Genomic DNA, 18,349 nt, shown 5'->3' with positions numbered 1-18,349 from the left:
CGAAACGTTGGGGCGTGAACAGACGGACGCTGGGGGTCCTCGTCGTGGCGCTGTGCTGCGTGGGTGCCATCGTACTGGCCGCCGGGACGCTCTCCGAGACGGCGAACCCCGGCGAGGAGGCCAGTGGGCCCGCCAGCCGACCCGACGACGGGTCGACCACGACGCAGACGAGTACGCCGATGGACGCGGACCACGAGGGCGGGCAGAACGACGTGAACCCGCCGGTGAGTTCCTCGCGGTGCGAGTCGTCGCTCCCGCCGGCCGTCGTCCTCGGACTGGTCGGGGTCGTCGCCGTCACGACGGCCGGGATGTACCGCCGGTACGACGGACTGGTCGCCGTCACGTCGTTCTTCGTCGTGTTCGTCGTCGTCGCCTCTGTCGTCCCCTTCCTCGTCGCCTGCCCCACCCAGCCGGTCGACGAGGACCAGCAGAACGGGTCCTGGGCAGCCCTGCCGAACCAGAGCGAGGACGTGGCCGGTGGCTCGGGCGACGGCACCGGCCAGCCTGGCGAGTCCAGTCCCGAGATTCCGACGCCGCTGGTCCTGCTCGGTGGCATCGTCGCCATCGCCGCCGTGGTCGTCGGAGGCGTCTGGGTCGTCCGCCGGGAGGACGACGACGGCGACTTCGAGGTGGTCGACGCCCCCGACGAACCGGACGAGGAGCCAGCCGAGTCCGCGGACGTGGCCGGAGTCGCGGCCGCCGCCGGGCGCGCAGCGGACCGCATCGAGGCCGAGCAGGACCTCGACAACGAGATCTGCCGGGCGTGGGTCGAGATGACGACGTACCTGCCGGTCGACCACCCCGAGACGAGCACGCCCCGCGAGTTCGAGCACGCGGCCGTGGAGGCCGGCATCGCCCCCGCCGACGTTCGGGACCTGACCGACCTGTTCGAGAGGGTCAGGTACGGTCACGAGGACGTGACCGCGGACGACGAACGTCGCGCCGTCGAAGCACTCAGGCGTGTCGAGGCCCAGGACGGAGGTGAGAACGGATGAACCTCCGAACCGTGCTGTCGGTGGTCGGCGTCGCCCTCGCTTTGACGGGGTTCGTCCTCGTCGCCGTCCCCGGACTCGCCTCGTCCGTTGCGCTCGACGACGCGGTGCTGGTCGTGGTCGGGCTTCTGGCGGTCGTCCAGGGCGTCCGCGTCGCCTGGTCGCGCAGGCGCTCGCCCTACGAACAGGTCGAGACGCCGGACCCGGAGGACGCACAGGACCTCCCGACGCCGGGCGACGAGTTCGACGACCTGCTCGTCGACGCCGGCACGGACCGCCGGGCGGTCAAGAGCCGAGAGACCGTCCGCGAACGCCTCAAACGCGCCGCCGTGGCGACCATCGTCCGGACGCAGGGCTGTTCGCGGACCGAGGCACAGCGACGGGTCGACGAGGGCGAGTGGACCGACGACCCCTACGCGGCGGCGTTCTTCACTGGCCGCGTCGAGGGTGCGTCCCTGGTGTCGCGCATCGACCTGCGGAACGAGATGGAGTCGCAGTACCAGCGCTGGGCGGTCCACGCAGCCAGCGAGGTCGCCCGACTGTCGGAGGAGTTCGACCGATGAGTACGACCATACCACGGGAGCCCCCGACGGACGGGACGGCCACCGCGTCCGACGGCCCGACGAACGACGAGTCGGAACCCTCCGAGACGGGTTCGTCCAGACGGGTCATCTCCGAGACGAACGAAGCGACGAACCACTGGCGTGGCGTCGCCGCACTGACGTTCCTCGCGGGCGGGTTCGGCGTCGTCTACCGTCAGCCGTCGCTGTTGCTCGCTGCCGTCGTCGGCGTCGGGTACCTCGCCTACGTCCAGGTGACCGAGGTGCCGGCTGCGACCGTCCACGTCCGGCGCGAACTCTCGGACGCGACGCCGGACCTCGGCGACGAGGTGGACGTGACGGTGGCCGTGACGAACGAGGGCGAGACGGTCCTCCCGGACCTCCGGGTCGTCGACGGCGTCCCCGAGGAACTGTCGGTGGTCGCCGGGACGCCCCGCCTCGGGACCGCGCTCAGACCCGGCGAGACCGACTCGTTCTCCTACACCGTGACGGCCAAGCGCGGCACGCACGAGTTCAAGACCTGCGAGACCATCCTGCGGGACTGGAGCGGGCAGCGCGAACGCCACACGCGCTTCCGGACCGGCGGCGAGATGGTGTGTACGCCCTCGCTGTCGGCGACGATTCCGATGCCCCTCCGGAAGCAGACGTCGCAGTACGCCGGCCGTGTCGAGACGGACGTGGCGGGCGACGGCGTCGAGTTCCACTCGACCCGGGAGTACCGCGCCGGCGACCCCCTCTCCCGCGTCGACTGGCGACGGTACGCACGGACCGGTGACCTGGCGACGCTCCAGTTCCGAGAGGAGCGCGCGGCCACCGTCATGCTCCTGCTGGACCTCCGGGCGGAGGCGTACGTCCGTCGAGAGTCCGACGAACTCCACGCCGCCGACCTCGGCATCAACGCCGCCGGCCAGGTGTTCACCACGCTGCTGGAGACGGGTGACCGCGTCGGTATCACCGCACTCGCGCCGCGGTCGGTGTGGCTCTCGGCCGGCCTGGGCAACGAACACAGGGCCCGCGTCGAGGAACTGTTCGCCCACCACCCGGCGCTCTCGGCCGAACGCCCCGGCGGTCACTACTCGGTCACGCTCGGCGTCCGAACCCTCAGGAAGCGCCTCTCCGGGGACGTACAGGTCGTGTTCTTCTCGCCGCTGTGCGACGACGACGCCGTACAGGCCGCGCGCCTGCTGCACGTCCACGGGCACAAGGTGACCGTGCTCAGTCCCGACCCGACCGCCGGCGAGTCCGTCGGACAGCGGTTCGCCCGCGTCGAGCGCCGGAACCGCATCACGGAACTCCGCGAGGGTGGCGTCCGCGTCGCCGACTGGAGCCCGGACGAACCGCTCGCGGAGGCGCTCGCACGTAGCTCCGTGCGGTGGTCGCGATGACGGACCTCGACCGTCGCCCGGCGAAGCTTTCGGCCATCGTCGCACTCGGCGCCGGCGCGCTCGCGGCCTTCACCGCGGCGCTGACCGCGAGCGTCGGCGTGCTGTTCGCCGGATTCGGCGTCGTCGCGCTCGCACCGGCCCTGCTCGTCGGGTCGCGCCGACTGGTCCACCTCGGGAGCGGTGCGCTGGTCGCCGGCATCCTGTTCGCGGGTGCGACGGGGTCGGGGAGTGGCGGTGCGACGGAGTTGCTCCTGCTCGTCGGCGCGACCGCCAGTATCGTCGCGTGGGACGTCGGCCAGAACGCCATCGGCATCGGCGAGCAACTCGGCCGCGACACCGAGACGACGCGGGCCGAACTCGCCCACCTGGGCGCGACCGTCGCCGTCGGGACGGTGACCGCCGGGACCGCCTACGGACTCTACCAGGTCGCCGGGTCGGGACAACCCCTCGCGGCGCTCGCGATGATGCTCGTCGCCGTCGTGGCACTCACGTCGGCCCTGCGGCAGTAGTTTCGAGTGGCTGCAGGAAGTGGTCGCTCGAACTGGTCCAGAGGAACTCGACGCAGGGATGGGGACCGCGTGGGACGCCGTCGGGGCCGAGTACGACGCCCGGGACGTGTCCTGGCGGGACGCGGCGTACGTGGTGGCGCTCTCCCGACTGGCCGAGGCACACGAGATGCGCGGCCTCTGGCCGTGAGACGCATCGCTCCGGGTCGGTAGGGGACGGGCCGCCTACTCGACGGTCGGCACCGGCACCGAGTCCAGCACCGCCTGGACGACCTCTCGCTTGTCGACGTTGTTCACCATCGCGTCCGGCGTCAGCACGAGCCGGTGTGCGAGCACCGGCAGGGCGACGCGCTTGATGTCGTCGGGCGTGACGTACTCGCGCCCGACCAGCGTAGCGTAGGCCCGGGATGCCTCGAAGAGGCGCTGGGTCCCACGTGGGGAGACGCCGATGTCGACGCGGCCGTCCTGCCGGGTCTCCCGACAGAGCGCCGCCATGTACCCCAGGAGGTCCTCGTCGACGCGGATGGACTCGGGGACCTGCCGGAGGTCGGTGACCTCCTCATCGCTGAGGACGCGCTCGACGCTCGGGCTCTGTTCGACGCGGCCCGCACGGCGTCGCAGGAGTTCGACCTCGCCGGTCTCGTCCGGGTAGCCGATGCTCGATTTGACCATGAAGCGGTCGACCTGCGCCTCGGGGAGTGGGAAGGTCCCCTCCTGCTCGACCGGGTTCTGCGTCGCGATGACGAAGAAGGGCTGTGGAAGCTGACGGGTGTCGCCGTCGACGGTGACCTGCCCCTCCTCCATCGCCTCGAGGAGGGCGGCCTGGGTCTTCGGCGGTGCGCGGTTTATCTCGTCCGCGAGGACGATGTTCGCGAAGATGGGTCCCGCCTGGAACTCGAACTCGCGGGTCTCCTCGTTGAACACGTGGGTCCCCGTCACGTCGGAGGGGAGGAGGTCGGGCGTGAACTGGATGCGGGAGAAGGACAGTCCGAGGGCGGACGCCATCGCCCGTGCAGTCAGGGTCTTGCCGGTTCCGGGAACGTCTTCGAGGAGCACGTGCCCCCGACCGACGACGCCCAGCAACACGGTTTCGAGGAACTCGCGGTCGGCGATGACCGCCGTTCCGATGGCATCGAGGACAGCGTCGCAGTCCTCGGTCGCTTGGCTTACGTCCATGCGTTCTCACTGTCAACCCTGCAATTTATCGTTGGCGATTGTCACCACACAGACGAGTAAATCGAAACCGATAAAATAGTCAGACGGCAACGTCAATCCGAGCCGAGATAGCCTAGCCCGGCCAAGGCGGTAGATTCGAAATCTACTGTCCTCACGGACACGGGAGTTCAAATCTCCCTCTCGGCGTTCTCCAGGACGTCGCGTCGATAGCAGCGTCAGTCGCTCGCTCTGCAGGACAGCAAATGATTTGAACCAGCCCGGACGTGCACAGCGCCAGCGAGCACGTCCGGGCGAGGTTCGAATCTCCCTCTCGGCGTTCTCCAGGACGATACGTCGCCAGCACCGCGAGTCGCTCGCTCTGCGTGTCAGGTGCCGTCGCCCCGGGTCACGTCGGCTTACCAGCGGTTCACGGGAGGTTACCGGCCGACTGGACCGCCGCCGAGCGGACCCGTCCCGCCCGAGAGACGGTAAATACGGCGTCGATTCGGTGGGTTTTACGCCCCGTCGCACGTCGGTTCGACCATGTCAGACGACTACCGTACCGAACGGGACAGCCTCGGCGAGATGCAGGTGCCGGCCGACGCGTACTGGGGGGCACAGACCCAGCGTGCGGTCGAGAACTTCCCCATCTCGGGACTGACGTTCGGTCGCCGGTTCGTGCGCGCACTCGGCGTCGTGAAGAAGGCCGCTGCACAGGCCAACCGCGACCTGGAGATGATTCCGGAGGACAAGGCCGACTGCATCGTCGAGGCCGCCGACGAGGTCATCGCTGGCGAGCACGACGACCAGTTCCCGGTCGACGTGTTCCAGACCGGGTCGGGCACGTCCTCGAACATGAACGCCAACGAGGTCATCGCCAACCGCGCGACGGAACTCTACGGCGGCGAGGTCGGCACGCGCGAGATCCACCCGAACGACCACGTCAACTTCGGCCAGTCGAGCAACGACGTCGTCCCGACGGCGATGCACGTCGCCGCCCTCGAGGCCGTCGAGAAGGACGTGACGCCGGCGCTGGACGTCCTGCGCGAGGCGCTGCGCGAGAAGGAAGCCGCCTTCGACGGCGTCGTCAAGACCGGACGGACGCACCTGCAGGACGCGACGCCGGTCCGTCTCGGCCAGGAGTTCGGCGGCTACGCCGCCCAGGTCGAGAAGGGACTCGTCCGCGTCGACAACGTGCGTGAACACCTCTCCGAACTCGCCCTGGGCGGCACCGCCGTCGGGACGGGCCTGAACACGCATCCGGAGTTCCCGGGCCGGGCCGCCGAGTACATCACCAAGGAGACGGGCGTGCAGTTCCGCGAGGCCGACGACCACTTCGAGGCCCAGGCCGCCCACGACGCGATGGGTGAGGCCCACGGCGCGCTCCGGACCGTCGCCGGGAGCCTCAACAAGATCGCCAACGACCTCCGACTGCTCGCCTCGGGTCCGCGCAACGGACTCGGCGAACTCGAACAACCGGAGAACCAGCCCGGGTCCTCCATCATGCCCGGCAAGATAAACCCGGTCGTGGCCGAGGCGGTCAACCAGGTCCACAAGCAGGTCGTCGGCAACGACGCCGCCGTCGCCGCCGGTGCGGCGGAGGGCCAACTCGACCTGAACCTCTACAAGCCCGTCCTCGCGTACAACTTCCTGCAGTCGGCAGAGCTGGTCTCGAACGCCAGCGAGGTGTTCGCCCGGAAGTTCGTCGCCAAACTGGAGGCCAACGAGGAACACTGCGAGGAACAGGTCGAGCAGTCGATGGCCCTCGCGACGGCGCTCAACCCTCACATCGGCTACGACAAGGCCAGCGAGGCGGCCAAGCAGGCGCTGAAGGAGAACAAGACCGTCCGGCAGGTCGTCGTCGAGATGGGGTACCTGACCGAGGCGGAGGCCGACGAGATAATCGACCCCGAGGCGATGACCCACCGGGGCATCCTCGGCTCCGACGACTGAGACGGCACTCGACGACGTCCCCGGCTTTCGAGGGCGCAGCTATCTTCTACACCCTCCGCCGCCGGTCGAACTGACCGATAGACGGCGGAGAGTTACCGAACGTAATCGAGAGCCGGCGGTACGCCGAACAATCCACTGCTGTTATGGGGGAGGGAATCAATCTTTCTGGTATGTACACCTGCCGTGACTGCAACCAGTCGTTCAGCACAGAACTCGCGCTGGAGCTACACCGGGACAAATGCGAGAAGGGGCAGCTATTCTGCGAGCAGTGTGGCGAGCGATTCTCCGAGCGCGTAGGCACACGAGACGGCTGGCACTATCGATGCCCGAACGAGGACTGCGAGGGAGAGGGACTGGGCGAAGACATCGTTCACATCGACGACATCAAAGCGGCGACGCAGTAGACGAACACACCGCATCTCGACGGGAACCGATTCGGTAGTGACGGCTTTTCGACGAGGCGACGGCGGTGGCCTCCGGTTCGACACGGCAGGTTCGCTCTGCCGGCCACGCTCGTCCGCCACAGGAACGGGTCGTTAGCACCAGCAGTTCCATCGCCTGACCCGGAGCGTGGTCGGTTGGCGTCGTCGTCCGCGCTGTCCGGAACTGGACGGTTTTTTACCGCTCGGGGTCGGAGTCTCGGCCAATGACGGACTACGACTACGACGAGCTCGGACTGGTCGCCGGGCTCGAGATACACCAGCAGCTCGATACGGACGCCAAGCTGTTCTGTCACTGTCCGACCGAGCTCAGGGAACCGGAGGAGTCGACGCGCGAGTTCACGCGCTACCTCCATCCGACCAAGAGCGAACTCGGCGAGATCGACGAGGCCGCACTGGAGGAGAGCCAGGTCGAACGCGAGTTCACCTACCTCGGCTACGACACCACCTGCCTGGTCGAGGAGGACGAGGAACCGCCCCACCGACTCGACGGGGAGGCACAGCGCGTCGTGCTGGAGATCGCACAGTTGCTGGACATGACGCCAGTCGACGTCGCACACGTCATGCGCAAGATCGTCGTCGACGGGTCGAACACCTCGGGCTTCCAGCGCTCGACGCTGGTCGCGACGGACGGCGAGATAACGACCGACGACGGGACGGTCCGCATCGCCGACCTCATGCTGGAGGAGGAGAGCGCCCAGCGCGTCGAGGAGTCCGACGAGGGCGTCACCTACAGCCTCGACCGCCTCGGCATCCCGCTCGTCGAGATTGGGACGAAACCGGACATCTCGTCGCCGGCACAGGCCCGCTCCGCCGCCGAACGCATCGGGATGTTGCTCCGGTCGACCGGCCACGTCAAGCGGGGCCTCGGGACCATCAGGCAGGACGTGAACATCTCCATCGCCGACGGCGCGCGCGTCGAGGTGAAGGGCGTCCAGAGCCTCGACGACATCGACGACATCGTCCGCAACGAGGTCGGCCGGCAGGTCGAGCTGCTCGCCATCCGCGACGAACTCCACGAGCGCGACGCACACGTCGGCGACGTGCAGGACGTGACCGCGGTCTTCTCGGACACCGACTCGGGCGTCGTCCGCGGCGCACTGGACGACGGCGGCGCGGTGTTCGCCGTCCCCCTCTACGGCTTCGACGGCCTCGTCGGCCGCGAGATTCAACCCGACCGTCGCCTCGGGACCGAACTCTCCGACCACGCGAAGCGCCACGGGGCAGGCGGCATCTTCCACACGGACGAACTCCCGGCGTACGGCGTCACCGAGGCCGAGGTGGCGGCGCTCCGCGACGCGGTCGGCGCCGGGCCGGAAGACGCCGTCGCCATGGTCGCGGCCGGCCCGGACGTCGCCGAGGCGGCCACCGAGGCCGCGGCGACCCGCGCCGAGACGGCGCTCGACGGCGTCCCCGAGGAGACCCGCGGTGCGAACGAGGACGGCACGACACGGTACCTGCGGCCCCTCCCGGGCGCCGCCCGGATGTACCCCGAGACGGACGTGCCCCCGGTCGAACTCGACCCGAGCGAGGTCGAGGAACCGGAACTGCTCACCGAGAAGGTCGAGCGCTACCAGTCCGAGTACGGCCTGGACGCCGGCCTCGCCGAACAGGTGGCGTACGGCCAGCACATGCCCCTGTTCGAGTCCGTCGTCGAGGACGGCGTCGACGCCACGCTCGCCGCCGGGACGCTCGAATCGACGCTGACCGAACTCCGTCGTGACGACGTTCCCGTCGAGAACCTGACCGACGACCACCTGCGCGAGACGCTGGAGCTCGTCGACGCCGGCGACGTACCCAACGAGGGCGTCCCGGACCTTCTGACGGCGCTCGCGGAGACCCCCGACCTCACCGCCGAGGAGGCGGTCGAACGGGAGGGACTGGGCGGCGTCGACGAGGCCGAGGTCCGCGAGGCCGTCGCCGAAGTCGTCGAACGGAACGCGGACCAGGTCGAAGCGCAGGGCATGGGTGCGTTCTCCGCACTCATGGGCGAGTGTATGGGTGCGCTCCGCGGCAAGGCCAGCGGCGACGTCGTGAGCGACGCGCTCCGCGAGGAGATCCAGAAGCGAGCGTAGTCGAGTCGGGACCGCCGTCCACTCAGTCCGCCCGGCGACCGTAGCGGTCGGAGTCGCTCTCGGTCGCGTCGACGGAGAGCGCGGACCCGACGCGCGACTCGAGTATCGCCGGGTCGGGGATGCGCTGGGAGAGGTAGTACGCGATGCCGACGAGCACCAGCGCGAACGCTGCGTCCGTCAGCCAGTGGACCCCGAGGTAGAACGTCGAGAAGATTATCGTGACCGTCAGCCCCCCGGCGAGTCGGGCGTAGGACCGGTCCGTCTCGCGGGCGTACACCGCCGCCAGCGCCGAGAGACCGGTGTGCAGGCTCGGGAACGACTTGACGAGGGTGTCCGTCGAGGTGATGCCCTCGCTGATTATCGGATGCAGGTCGTACATCAGCGCTTGCATCACCGGTTCGCCGTTGGCCGCCTGTCCCAGGTACTCGGACGTCACGGCGACGGGGAACGCGAGGAAGTACGGGAGCGCGAACAGGACGAGCATCGCGTAGGCCGCGGAGTAGCGCCGGGCCTGTTCCGGGTCGTGGACCTTCAGTTTGAAGTACGTGAACAGGACGACGAACGGGAAGCCCACGAGGTAGACGAACGTGAGGACGTACGTCAGGGGCTCCCAGGTGAACGACTGGAAGAGCAGGACCGTCGTCCCCTCCAGGTCGTAGATGACCGAGGTGTAGGCCGCACCGGAGTGGAACTCGTGGGCCATCGTGTTCACGCCGAAGGTGATGGTCCACGCCAGGCCGAGGTACTTCCAGTCCGTCCGGACCAGTTCGGCGGCGAACCGCCGTGGCGACGTGTCGGGGACGAACACGGAGAACCCGACACCGAAGGCGACGAGCGTCGGTATCGCCACCAGTAACGAGAACAGCGTACCGAACGAGAGGGAGGGCAATAGCTGTTCCATCGTCCTACGTAGTACTACCGAGGGGCCCAGTTGTTATTGTTTCGATACATAGTTCGACTCGTCGTAACCGTTCCGGTAGGGATGGAGGGGACATGGGAACCGTTTGATTACCGAACCATCACGGAGTGCCGTGAAAGTCCTTCCGGTACTGCAGTGGGTCGGTCAGTCGCCGTCCTCGCCGGTGCTGACGGTCCGGTCCGCGGCGGCCTCCTCGCTGGCGCGCCGGACGATGCCGAGGAGCGTTCGCGTCTCCCGGTCGGTCAGGTGTGCGCGCCCGAAGACGCGGCGGGCCATCCGTCGGGTCTTCGGGCGCTTCTCCTCGGCGTGGTCGATGGCGTCGAGCAGGTCGTCGAACTGGTCGTAGAGGACCTCCAGCAGTTCCTCGTCGGCGCGTTCGTGCTGGCGCTCGGGCAACTGGGTCTCCTCGACGGTCAGGTCGCGGAGTTCGTACATCGTGATGGTCGCGGCCTGCCCGAGGTTCAACACGGGGTACTCGTCGCTCGCCGGAATCGAACAGACGGCGTCGAGACGGGCCAGTTCGTCGTTGTGGAGGCCGTTCGCCTCACGGCCGAAGACGAGGACGCTGTCGCCGTCGAGTTCGGCGAGGTCGTCTGCGAGTTCGGCGGGCGTCGAGAACGGGAACCGGACGTGCTTGCGACAGTCCTCGTTGGTCGTCGCGGTGAGTCCGACCGTGTAGTAGTTCTCGACGAGGTAGTCGAAGTCGACCTCACGTGCGTTGCTCAGCACGTCACGCCGGGCACGGCCGGCGAAGCCCCACGCCTCGCCGTGTTTCTTCTGGACGCCCTCGGGCGGGTCGACCAGCAGGAGTTCGGAGAGTCCGAAGTTCTTCATCGCCCGGGCGATGGTGCCGACGTTCCCCGGCGTCTTCGCGTCGACGACGGCGACTGCTGGGACGCTCATCCTCGTTCGCCCGAGGGGTACTCGCGGTCTATCTCCATGTTCCGCATGTCGATGCGTTCGGTTATCTCCTGTTCGCCGGCGTGGTCCGCGTACTCCTCCGGGTCGGGGAGCGACGGTTTCGGGAGGTCCTCCGGGTCCGTCTCGACGTGCTCGACGCTGCCGTAGTCCTCCGGCGCGCGGCCGCCGTCCGCGAACCACTCGTGAAACTCGTCCTCGAACTCGTCGGTCCCGGCGTGGTCGACGCCGCCCTCCTCGCGGAACCAGTAGAGGAAGTCCGATTCGTGCTCGTCACAGAGGACGACCTCGGAGAGGGGTTCGCCGTAGACGACGGTGCCCTCCTCGCAGGCGTCCAGGTCCTCGTCGCCGTGGACCAGCCAGCAGGCGTCGCAGGGCCCGCCGTAGAGGACGCCGAGTCTGACGAGTCGTCGTTTCGTGTCCTCGTCCATCTCGTCGAACGGGCGGACCTCGCCCGCCTCGGTGAACACCTCCTCCTCGTCGAAGCGCCAGCCACGAAGACCGAGACTGATCTTGCCCATACCGGTCGGTACCGGGTCCGCGGGTAAAAACAGCGCGTCTCCGGTCCGGGCTCAGAGGCGGAACGCTGGCTGGACGACCCTGCGGTAGGCCGACCACAGCGACGACGCACCCTCGCCGGGATGTGAGAGGCCCAGCTGGTACTGGACCGCGTCCTGCCGGCGGAGGGGTTCGAAGACCGTCGGCCACTCGAACGGCCAGACCTCGCACCGGGGGCTGGCACGTCCGGCGTCGCGCAGGATACCGTTGACGGCACGGCGGGCGGCCTCGTTCGCACACTCCATGCTCGCGAGGTCCGTCTCGGTCCGCACGTAGTCGGCCGCGAGGTAGAGGTTCGGACACGCGGTGTCGGCCTCGGGGCGGTGGCGCAGACTGCCGACGGTGTTGATGAGCAACTCCGCGTCGTTGGTCACCTCGCCCGTCGACTCGTCGTACTGCACTGCCGGGTCGAGCGTCGAACCGACGAGGTTCGACTCGGTGAGGGAGACGCCGTCGCCGTCGAAGTGTGCCCGTAGCTGTTCCCACACCTCGGCCAGGATCTCGTCCCTGGTGCACTCCCTCGCGGGCTTGCCGTAGACGATGCCCGGTTCGTCCCACTCCGAGACGATGACGGAGAGGACGCCCTCCGTCTCCGCGAAGGCGTCGAAGTCGTAGTCGTCCCAGAACTGTCGCTGGCTCACGGCGGTCAGGGCCCACGGCGAGTCGTAGAAGACGCCGTGCCCGCGGACGGGGGCGACGTCCTCCCGGAGGTAGAACTGGACGCCGTTCATCCAGCCGTGGTCGAGGTTCCGGACCCCGGACAGCGACGGGGCCGCGCGTTCGAGGTCGGGCGTCAGGAGTTCGACGACGGCCGGGGCTGGCAGCGCCAGCACGTAGGCGTCGGCGGTGACGGTACGGTCGCCGGCACCCCCTTCGTCGTCGCCGGCAGTGGTGTCCCGGACGCGAACGCCCGTGACGCGTTCGCCGTCCGTCTCTATCTCGGTGACGGTGACGCCGGGTTCGAGCGTCGCACCGCTCGCCCGCAGGTGCTCGACCCACGGGTCGATCCACACGTCGTTCGTCGGCCCGTCGAGCAGTCTGTCGGCGGGCAACGCCGGGTCGAACAGGCCCCGGAGCATCTGGAGGTAGATGCGGCCGATGGTCCGCGTCGACGAGACCTCGGGACGCATGGCGACGAGCGACTGCGTGATGCCGTAGCCGAGGTAGGTTCCGTACGCGTCGGACATCTCGTCGGCACGGATGAACTCCCACCACGACCGGTCGTCGTACTCCTCGCGCCAGCGTCTGTCGCTGGTCGACAGGAGCATCAGCAGTCGGTTGGCGAAGAAGGCCGCCTCGTCTCGGGGCACCTCGGACCCGAAGACAGACTGGATGCGGTCGCGCCACTCGCGGATGGACCGCGGCGCGCCGACGCGCATCCGGCGGGACTCGCCCTCGGTGACCGCCTGCAACAGTTCGTCGGTCGAGGTCAGGTGGTCGAGCACCGTCCCGTCGTCGGTCGGGATTCGCCCCATCGTGTCGGTGACGTGGCGGTAGAAGCCCGGGAAGAACCGGAAGCCGTGTTCGGCCGGGAGGCTGGCGTCGCCGTCCCTCGGGCCGGGGAAACTGCGGGCCTTCCCGCCGAACCGCTCGTTCCGTTCGTACACCGTCACGTCGAAGCCGCGTTCGACGAGTTCGTGGGCGGCGCTCAGACCGCCGATTCCGCCGCCGAGTATCGCTACTGTTCCTGTCATGGTCGTGGTGGGGACGTTCGTTCACCCCTGCTAGGGAAGGCAGCACCAAAATCGTTGCCACGGCCCGGTCACGGGCAAGGCCAACGCATTTGACCGTCCACTTCCTCTGCTCACCCATGACCGACGACGCAACGCTCCGTGACAGAATCGGCGCGTTCCTCGACCGCAACTTCCCACAGATCGAGATGCACGGGGGAAGCTGGGACATCGCCGACCTGGACCCCGAGTCGGGCGAGGTCCACGTCCTGCTCTCGGGCGCGTGCGACGGCTGTGGCATCTCGAACCTGACGACGGAGGCGCTGAAGGCGCGACTCGTCGCCGAGATTCCCGAACTCAGCCACGTCACCGTGGAGACGGGGATGGGCGAGGAGGACCGGCCGACGAAGGAGGACCTCTCGGACGTTCCGTTCTGACCGGTCCGGTCGCGTGAGTAGAGCTAAATCGGAGGCCTTCGAAGCGGGTCACGTGCGACTCGTCCACACGAAGCCGTCCGGCGACGAGAGCCTGACGACGCGGACGCTGGCGAGGAACGTCGACGTGGCCGACTCGACCCTCTCGCGGGTGCGGGGACTCATGTTTCGACGGTCGATTCCAGACGACTACGCCCTCGTCTTCCAGTTCGACACGGCGGAGACGCGCAACGTCCACATGCTGTTCGTCCCGTTCCCCATCGACGTCCTCTGGCTGGTCGACGGGGAGGTCGTCCACGCAGAACGGCTTCGCCCCTGGGTCGGACTCGGACGCGGGACCGCCGACACGCTGGTCGAACTGCCCGCCGGGGCCGCCACCGACGTCGAACTCGGTGACGTCGTCCGGGTCGAGTCCGACCGCTGACGCTGGCAGATTTTGCGGGTCGGACAGACCCGACTGTCCGACGAACCCCCTTGAAGTCGCTCCGATGCCACGGGACAGACGGCATATGACCGGTGACCGATTTATTCGGGGGCTCCCCCGAACACACACTCTCAGACGCTGACGTTAGCTTTCTGGACACGACGCTGCGCGACGGGGAACAGGCACCCGGCGTCTCACTGACGCCGGACGAGAAAGTCGACATAGCGATGGCACTGGACCGCGCCGGCGTCTCCGTCGTGGAGGCGGGCAGCGCCTGCACGGGCCCCGGCGAACGTGCGGCCATCGACCGGGTGACCGACCTCGGCCTGGACGCGACGGTGACGAGTTTCGCCCGTGGGTTGCAACGCGACGTCGACCTGGCGCTCGACTGCGACGTGGACGGCGTGAACCTCGTCGTCCCCGCCAGCGACCGCCACGTCGAGGGCAAGGTCGGGTCGACCCGCGAGGAGGTCGTCGCCACGACCGTCGACCTCGTCGAGTACGCGACCGACCACGACCTCTGGGTCGAGGTCATCGGCGAGGACGGGTCGCGCGCCGACCTCGACTTCCTCGCCGAACTGGCGGGGTCGGCACTCGATGCGGGTGCTGACCGCGTCTGTTACGCCGACACGGTCGGCCACGCCGGCCCGGAGCACACCTACCAGGTCGTCGAGCGTCTGGCCGACCTCGGACCGACCAGCGCGCACACCCACGACGACCTCGGACTCGGCGTGACGAACGCGCTCGCCGCGGTCTCGGCGGGTGCCGACCTCGTCCACGCGACGGTAAACGGCGTCGGCGAACGCGCCGGCAACGTCGCCCTGGAGGAGGTCGTCATCGCGCTCCAGCACGTCTACGACGTGGAGACGCTCGATACGACCCAGTTGTACGAACTCGGCCAGACGGTCGCCCGGACGACCGGCGTCCGTCCCGCGCCGAACAAGGCCGTCACGGGCGCGAACGCCTTCGCCCACGAGTCGGGCATCCACACCGACGGCACGCTCAAGGACGACCGGATGTACGAACCGTATCCCCCGGAGACGGTCGGCAGGGAGCGCCGACTCGTCCTCGGGAAGCACGCCGGACGGGCGGGCACCCGGGCGGCACTGCAGGAACACGGCGTCTCGGTGACCGACGAGGAACTCTCGGCGGTCGTCGACCGCGTGAAGGACCTCGCCAAGCGGGGACGGCGCGTGACGGACGCCGACCTGCTCGCAATCACCGAGACCGTGACCGGCGAGACGCGCGACAGGCGCGTCGAACTGCTCGAGGTGACCGCTACCGCCGGGAGTTCGACCCCGACGGCGAGCGTTCGCCTGAGCGTCGACCCGACCGTCCTCGGCCCCGAGGTCGAACCGTCCGGCGTGGACGCGTTCGACGCCACCGACGACGTCGACGACGACCGGGTCGAACGCGTCGCGAGCGGGACCGGGTCCGGTCCCGTCGACGCCGCCGTCTCCGCGGTCAAGGAGGCACTCGGCGGGACGACGGACGCCCACCTCACGGCGTACCACGTCGACGCCATCACCGGCGGTACCGACGCCGTCGTGACCGTCGAGGTGACGATGGCGCGCGCGGACGACGAGGTGACCGTGGCCCACAGCGACGCCGACATCACACGGGCCAGCGTGCAGGCGATGGTCGACGCCCTCGACCGGTTACTCGCCGACGACGAGCCGCGAGTCGCGGCCGCCCCGGAGTAATCCTGCCGGTTTTTTAAGCGAGTCCCTCCTTTGTGCCCACGTTGGATGACTTACGACAGTCCGACGCAGTCGCCCGCGAGGGCCCAGTTCGTGGACGAGACCCCGCCTAGCAAGCGTATCGTCGACCGGACGGACGACGTCGTCGAACGACTGCAGGACCAGCTCGGCCGCGACCTCACGATGGTCGCGGTGTACAACGAGGACGTACTCGAGATCCACTACTTCCACGAGACGCTCCGTCACCAGTACGACTCGGCTGACCTCGACGCACTGGCGGCCGACCTCTGTCTGGACGGGCGGATGGGGGACGCCTTCCAGGAGGAGTTGCTCCAGCTCGGCCAGTTCAACTTCGTCGTCAAGGGGTTCGACGACGGCCTGTTGCTCCGGGTGCCGCTCGACGACCGGACGGGCGTCGCCGTGTCGACGAATCTGAACGCTGGCGAGCAGATAGCGACGCTGGTCCCGGACATCGTCCGCGACTGCGACATCAGCGTCGCATCGCTGGCCTGAAACGAAGCGTGGGGGCTAGGCCGTCCGCTCGTCCGTCTCGAGGAGTTCCTTGTACCGGTTCCGGATGGTTACCTCGCTGACGTTGGCGACCTCGCTGACCTCGCTCTGGGTGAGCCGTTCGTTCGTCAGGAGTGCGGCGGCGTACACCGCGGCGGCGGCGAGGCCGACCGGCGACTTGCCGGAGTGGATACCTGCCTCCTTGGCGGAACGCAGGAGTTCTCGCGCCCTGAGTTCGCCCTCGTCGCTCAGTCCGAGTTCGCTGGCGAACCGGGCGACGTAGTGTTCCGGGTCCGCGGGCTGGACCTCGAGTTCGAGTTCCCTGACGAGGTAGCGGTAGGTCCGCTTGAACTCCATGTCGTCGACGCGGCTCACCGCCGAGACCTCGTCGAGGCTCCGCGGGACGTCGGCGAGTCGTGCGGCCGCGTACAGCGACGCGGTGGCGACGCCCTCGATGGACCGTCCCGGCAGGAGGTCGTCGTTCAGCGCGCGTCGGTAGATGACCGACGCCGTCTCGCGGACGTCCTCGGGGAGGCCGAGTGCGCTGGCCATCCGGTCTATCTCGCCGAGGGCCTGCTTCAGGTTGCGTTCGCGGGAGTTGCGGGTTCGGAAGCGCTCGTCCCAGGTGCGGAGACGGGCCATCTTCCGACGTTGCGTGCTCGACAGGCTTCGGCCGTAGGCGTCGCGGTCCTGCCAGCCGATGCTGGTCGAGAGCCCCTTGTCGTGCATCATCTTCGTCGTCGGTGCGCCGACGCGGGACTTCTGGTCGCGCTCGGCGGAGTCGAACGCACGCCACTCCGGACCGCGGTCTACCGAATCGGTCTCGACGACGAGTCCGCAGTCGGCACAGACCGTCTCACCTCGCTCCTCGTCCGAAGCGAGGCGGCCGTTGCACTCGGGGCAGCGCTGGTGCTCCTGGGTGCTCTCCGATACCTCGGTCTCTCGACCGGCCGTCCGTGTGCGAATATCTGACATCGTAATGGAGGGTCGGTGAACCGGCGGTCGCCGGTCACCTCTTGCTAACCACAGGTAACCTCTACACATTTATCAGCCTTTCGCAGGTGTTTAAATAGGGTCGCTCCGATTCTCGGCCTCCGTTCGGAGCGATTCGAGTCGGTCAGGTTCGTGTCGGAAAATCGAACGACGCCGCCGTCTCGCCCGGCCTGTGGTCACGTCTCGTACTACCACCCACCAGACTCCGTGATAACACGCCCCAATATATAAATAGTCCCGCATCGGAGTTTGCCGTATCTGATGAACGTGGGACTGCTCTTACAGGCTGCCGGGGGCGGAATCGACGGCATCGTCCCGCGAGGAACGAGAGCCGAGATATTCCAGAGAATCTTCGACGTGTTCCTCGTACTGGGGACCGTCGTCGGCCTCTTCGTCGTGGGGTACATGCTCTACAACGCGTACAGGTATCGCGCCGACGGGCCACGGGACGTCACCGGCTACGACGACGAGCGCCCGGAACTCGGCGAACTGCCGACGGGCGGCGGTCACGGACGGAAGCTCTTGCTCTCGTTCACGATCAGCGCCATCATCGTCGTCTCGCTCATCCTCTGGACGTACGGGAGTCTGGCGTTCGTCGAAGCCGGCGGAAATCCCCAGGCGAACCCCGAGGTGGAGGACACGATGACTGTCAACGTGACCGGGTACCAGTTCGGCTGGCGGTTCGAGTACCCGAACGGGGCGACGACGGACGGGACCATGTACGTCCCCGAGGACACGCAGGTACGTATCAGGGTGACGTCCGACGACGTGTTCCACAACTTCGGGATTCCGGCGTTCAAGACCAAGACCGACGCCATCCCCGGCCAGACGACGACCACCTGGTTCGGCCCGGCCGAGGCGGGGAACTACACCGCGAAGTGCTACGAACTCTGCGGGGCCGGCCACTCCTACATGACGGCCGACATCGTCGTGATGGAGGACTCGGAGTTCGAATCGTGGTACGACAACTCGACCGACAGCAGTGGAACTAACGCCAGCAACCGAACCATCGCAGCATGACTGAGGACCAGCCATCGACGGACGACGGGGCACAGGCGAACGACCAGCCACCAGCAGACACGGAGACTGACGGCGGGTCGACACCGGACGGCGGCGCGCTCGTCGACGACCAGTCGCTCCCGGTCGGTGGGGGTGAC

Annotated in this window: 18 protein-coding genes, 1 tRNA gene and 1 pseudogene; 14 read left to right on the top strand and 6 right to left on the bottom strand. The window is 68.2% G+C overall.

What is annotated here, in order from left to right; translation table 11 throughout:
• The first annotated feature begins 14 nt into the window (after positions 1–14).
• From ACSC1W_RS11335 to ACSC1W_RS11315, 5 genes and pseudogenes are all read left to right on the top strand, one after another.
• Entirely contained in the window at positions 15–995 is a 981-nt protein-coding gene (locus ACSC1W_RS11335; RefSeq protein WP_435347557.1) for a DUF4129 domain-containing protein, read from the top strand.
• Positions 992–1,555: a DUF7269 family protein gene (locus ACSC1W_RS11330; protein WP_435347556.1), complete on the top strand. Its 564-nt coding sequence runs from the start codon at positions 992–994 to the stop codon at positions 1,553–1,555. Before ACSC1W_RS11335 ends, ACSC1W_RS11330 begins: the two co-directional genes overlap by 4 nt.
• Positions 1,552–2,937, top strand: coding sequence for a DUF58 domain-containing protein (locus ACSC1W_RS11325; protein ID WP_435347555.1), 1,386 nt, complete (start codon positions 1,552–1,554; stop codon positions 2,935–2,937). The genes ACSC1W_RS11330 and ACSC1W_RS11325 overlap by 4 nt, the downstream gene beginning before the upstream one ends.
• Positions 2,934–3,446 (top strand): DUF7519 family protein, encoded by a 513-nt coding sequence (locus ACSC1W_RS11320; protein ID WP_435347554.1) that lies wholly within the window; start codon positions 2,934–2,936, stop codon positions 3,444–3,446. Before ACSC1W_RS11325 ends, ACSC1W_RS11320 begins: the two co-directional genes overlap by 4 nt.
• Positions 3,442–3,633 (top strand): annotated as a pseudogene (locus ACSC1W_RS11315) (Glu/Leu/Phe/Val dehydrogenase); the annotation flags it as partial. The gene ACSC1W_RS11320 and the pseudogene ACSC1W_RS11315, both read left to right, overlap by 5 nt.
• Positions 3,634–3,668: 35 nt before the next feature.
• Here the strand turns inward: ACSC1W_RS11315 and ACSC1W_RS11310 are convergent.
• Positions 3,669–4,619 (bottom strand): AAA family ATPase, encoded by a 951-nt coding sequence (locus tag ACSC1W_RS11310; protein ID WP_435347553.1) that lies wholly within the window; start codon positions 4,617–4,619, stop codon positions 3,669–3,671.
• 101 nt (positions 4,620–4,720) lie between these two features.
• Here ACSC1W_RS11310 and ACSC1W_RS11305 point away from each other — a divergent pair.
• From ACSC1W_RS11305 to gatE, 4 genes are all read left to right on the top strand, one after another.
• Positions 4,721–4,805, top strand: a tRNA-Ser gene (locus tag ACSC1W_RS11305).
• A 336-nt stretch (positions 4,806–5,141) separates the two neighbouring features.
• Positions 5,142–6,551, top strand: a complete 1,410-nt coding sequence (locus ACSC1W_RS11300) for a class II fumarate hydratase (RefSeq protein WP_435347552.1) — start codon at positions 5,142–5,144, stop codon at positions 6,549–6,551.
• 170 nt (positions 6,552–6,721) lie between these two features.
• Complete coding sequence (locus ACSC1W_RS11295; RefSeq protein WP_435347551.1) at positions 6,722–6,955, top strand: transcriptional regulator; 234 nt, start codon at positions 6,722–6,724, stop codon at positions 6,953–6,955.
• A gap of 242 nt (positions 6,956–7,197) precedes the next feature.
• Complete coding sequence (gene gatE / locus ACSC1W_RS11290; RefSeq protein ID WP_435347550.1) at positions 7,198–9,066, top strand: Glu-tRNA(Gln) amidotransferase subunit GatE; 1,869 nt, start codon at positions 7,198–7,200, stop codon at positions 9,064–9,066.
• 22 nt (positions 9,067–9,088) lie between these two features.
• Here the strand turns inward: gatE and ACSC1W_RS11285 are convergent, their stop codons facing one another.
• From ACSC1W_RS11285 to ACSC1W_RS11270, 4 genes are all read right to left on the bottom strand, one after another.
• On the bottom strand, positions 9,089–9,967 hold the full coding sequence (locus ACSC1W_RS11285) for a phosphatase PAP2 family protein (protein WP_435347549.1): 879 nt from the start codon (positions 9,965–9,967) through the stop codon (positions 9,089–9,091).
• A gap of 162 nt (positions 9,968–10,129) precedes the next feature.
• Positions 10,130–10,888, bottom strand: coding sequence for an RNA methyltransferase (locus ACSC1W_RS11280; protein ID WP_435347548.1), 759 nt, complete (start codon positions 10,886–10,888; stop codon positions 10,130–10,132).
• Positions 10,885–11,424 carry a DUF8114 family protein gene (locus tag ACSC1W_RS11275; protein WP_435347547.1) on the bottom strand — a complete coding sequence of 180 codons (540 nt, stop codon included), beginning with the start codon at positions 11,422–11,424 and terminating at the stop codon, positions 10,885–10,887. Before ACSC1W_RS11275 ends, ACSC1W_RS11280 begins: the two co-directional genes overlap by 4 nt.
• Before the next feature lie 51 nt (positions 11,425–11,475).
• Positions 11,476–13,155: a hydroxysqualene dehydroxylase gene (locus tag ACSC1W_RS11270; protein ID WP_435347546.1), complete on the bottom strand. Its 1,680-nt coding sequence runs from the start codon at positions 13,153–13,155 to the stop codon at positions 11,476–11,478.
• A gap of 116 nt (positions 13,156–13,271) precedes the next feature.
• Between ACSC1W_RS11270 and ACSC1W_RS11265 the strand changes: the two genes are divergently transcribed.
• The 4 genes from ACSC1W_RS11265 to ACSC1W_RS11250 all read left to right on the top strand — a co-directional run bounded on the left by ACSC1W_RS11265 (position 13,272) and on the right by ACSC1W_RS11250 (position 16,202).
• Positions 13,272–13,568: a NifU family protein gene (locus ACSC1W_RS11265; protein WP_435347545.1), complete on the top strand. Its 297-nt coding sequence runs from the start codon at positions 13,272–13,274 to the stop codon at positions 13,566–13,568.
• A 52-nt stretch (positions 13,569–13,620) separates the two neighbouring features.
• Positions 13,621–13,989 carry a DUF192 domain-containing protein gene (locus ACSC1W_RS11260; RefSeq protein WP_435347544.1) on the top strand — a complete coding sequence of 123 codons (369 nt, stop codon included), beginning with the start codon at positions 13,621–13,623 and terminating at the stop codon, positions 13,987–13,989.
• Between the two features lie 92 nt (positions 13,990–14,081).
• On the top strand, positions 14,082–15,692 hold the full coding sequence (locus tag ACSC1W_RS11255; protein ID WP_435347543.1) for a hydroxymethylglutaryl-CoA lyase-like TIM-barrel protein: 1,611 nt from the start codon (positions 14,082–14,084) through the stop codon (positions 15,690–15,692).
• A 45-nt stretch (positions 15,693–15,737) separates the two neighbouring features.
• Complete coding sequence (locus tag ACSC1W_RS11250; RefSeq protein WP_435347542.1) at positions 15,738–16,202, top strand: DUF7522 family protein; 465 nt, start codon at positions 15,738–15,740, stop codon at positions 16,200–16,202.
• A gap of 15 nt (positions 16,203–16,217) precedes the next feature.
• On the opposite strand, the gene ACSC1W_RS11245 is transcribed toward ACSC1W_RS11250, so the two are convergent.
• On the bottom strand, positions 16,218–17,174 hold the full coding sequence (locus ACSC1W_RS11245) for a transcription initiation factor IIB (RefSeq protein WP_435347541.1): 957 nt from the start codon (positions 17,172–17,174) through the stop codon (positions 16,218–16,220).
• A gap of 279 nt (positions 17,175–17,453) precedes the next feature.
• Here ACSC1W_RS11245 and coxB point away from each other — a divergent pair, with 279 nt between their 5' ends.
• Positions 17,454–18,212, top strand: a complete 759-nt coding sequence (coxB, locus tag ACSC1W_RS11240) for a cytochrome c oxidase subunit II (protein WP_435347540.1) — start codon at positions 17,454–17,456, stop codon at positions 18,210–18,212.
• The last annotated feature ends 137 nt before the right edge of the window (positions 18,213–18,349 follow it).

Source organism: Haloarchaeobius marinus (assembly GCF_051207415.1).
GTDB lineage: Archaea > Halobacteriota > Halobacteria > Halobacteriales > Natrialbaceae > Haloarchaeobius.
The sequence above is the reverse complement of the archived record's forward strand: the minus strand, read 5'-3'. Positions and strand labels throughout refer to the sequence as shown.

What these genes read in the sequence shown, in the direction of transcription:
- ACSC1W_RS11300 (WP_435347552.1), top strand. Translation starts at nt 5,142, where the DNA reads ATGTCAGACGACTACCGTACCGAACGGGACAGCCTCGGCGAGATGCAG.
- ACSC1W_RS11330 (WP_435347556.1), top strand. Translation starts at nt 992, where the DNA reads ATGAACCTCCGAACCGTGCTGTCGGTGGTCGGCGTCGCCCTCGCTTTG.
- ACSC1W_RS11270 (WP_435347546.1), bottom strand. Translation starts at nt 13,155, where the DNA reads ATGACAGGAACAGTAGCGATACTCGGCGGCGGAATCGGCGGTCTGAGC.
- ACSC1W_RS11310 (WP_435347553.1), bottom strand. Translation starts at nt 4,619, where the DNA reads ATGGACGTAAGCCAAGCGACCGAGGACTGCGACGCTGTCCTCGATGCC.
- ACSC1W_RS11320 (WP_435347554.1), top strand. Translation starts at nt 2,934, where the DNA reads ATGACGGACCTCGACCGTCGCCCGGCGAAGCTTTCGGCCATCGTCGCA.
- ACSC1W_RS11250 (WP_435347542.1), top strand. Translation starts at nt 15,738, where the DNA reads ATGACTTACGACAGTCCGACGCAGTCGCCCGCGAGGGCCCAGTTCGTG.
- ACSC1W_RS11275 (WP_435347547.1), bottom strand. Translation starts at nt 11,424, where the DNA reads ATGGGCAAGATCAGTCTCGGTCTTCGTGGCTGGCGCTTCGACGAGGAG.
- ACSC1W_RS11245 (WP_435347541.1), bottom strand. Translation starts at nt 17,174, where the DNA reads ATGTCAGATATTCGCACACGGACGGCCGGTCGAGAGACCGAGGTATCG.
- coxB (WP_435347540.1), top strand. Translation starts at nt 17,454, where the DNA reads ATGAACGTGGGACTGCTCTTACAGGCTGCCGGGGGCGGAATCGACGGC.
- ACSC1W_RS11265 (WP_435347545.1), top strand. Translation starts at nt 13,272, where the DNA reads ATGACCGACGACGCAACGCTCCGTGACAGAATCGGCGCGTTCCTCGAC.
- ACSC1W_RS11325 (WP_435347555.1), top strand. Translation starts at nt 1,552, where the DNA reads ATGAGTACGACCATACCACGGGAGCCCCCGACGGACGGGACGGCCACC.
- ACSC1W_RS11285 (WP_435347549.1), bottom strand. Translation starts at nt 9,967, where the DNA reads ATGGAACAGCTATTGCCCTCCCTCTCGTTCGGTACGCTGTTCTCGTTA.
- gatE (WP_435347550.1), top strand. Translation starts at nt 7,198, where the DNA reads ATGACGGACTACGACTACGACGAGCTCGGACTGGTCGCCGGGCTCGAG.
- ACSC1W_RS11295 (WP_435347551.1), top strand. Translation starts at nt 6,722, where the DNA reads ATGTACACCTGCCGTGACTGCAACCAGTCGTTCAGCACAGAACTCGCG.
- ACSC1W_RS11280 (WP_435347548.1), bottom strand. Translation starts at nt 10,888, where the DNA reads ATGAGCGTCCCAGCAGTCGCCGTCGTCGACGCGAAGACGCCGGGGAAC.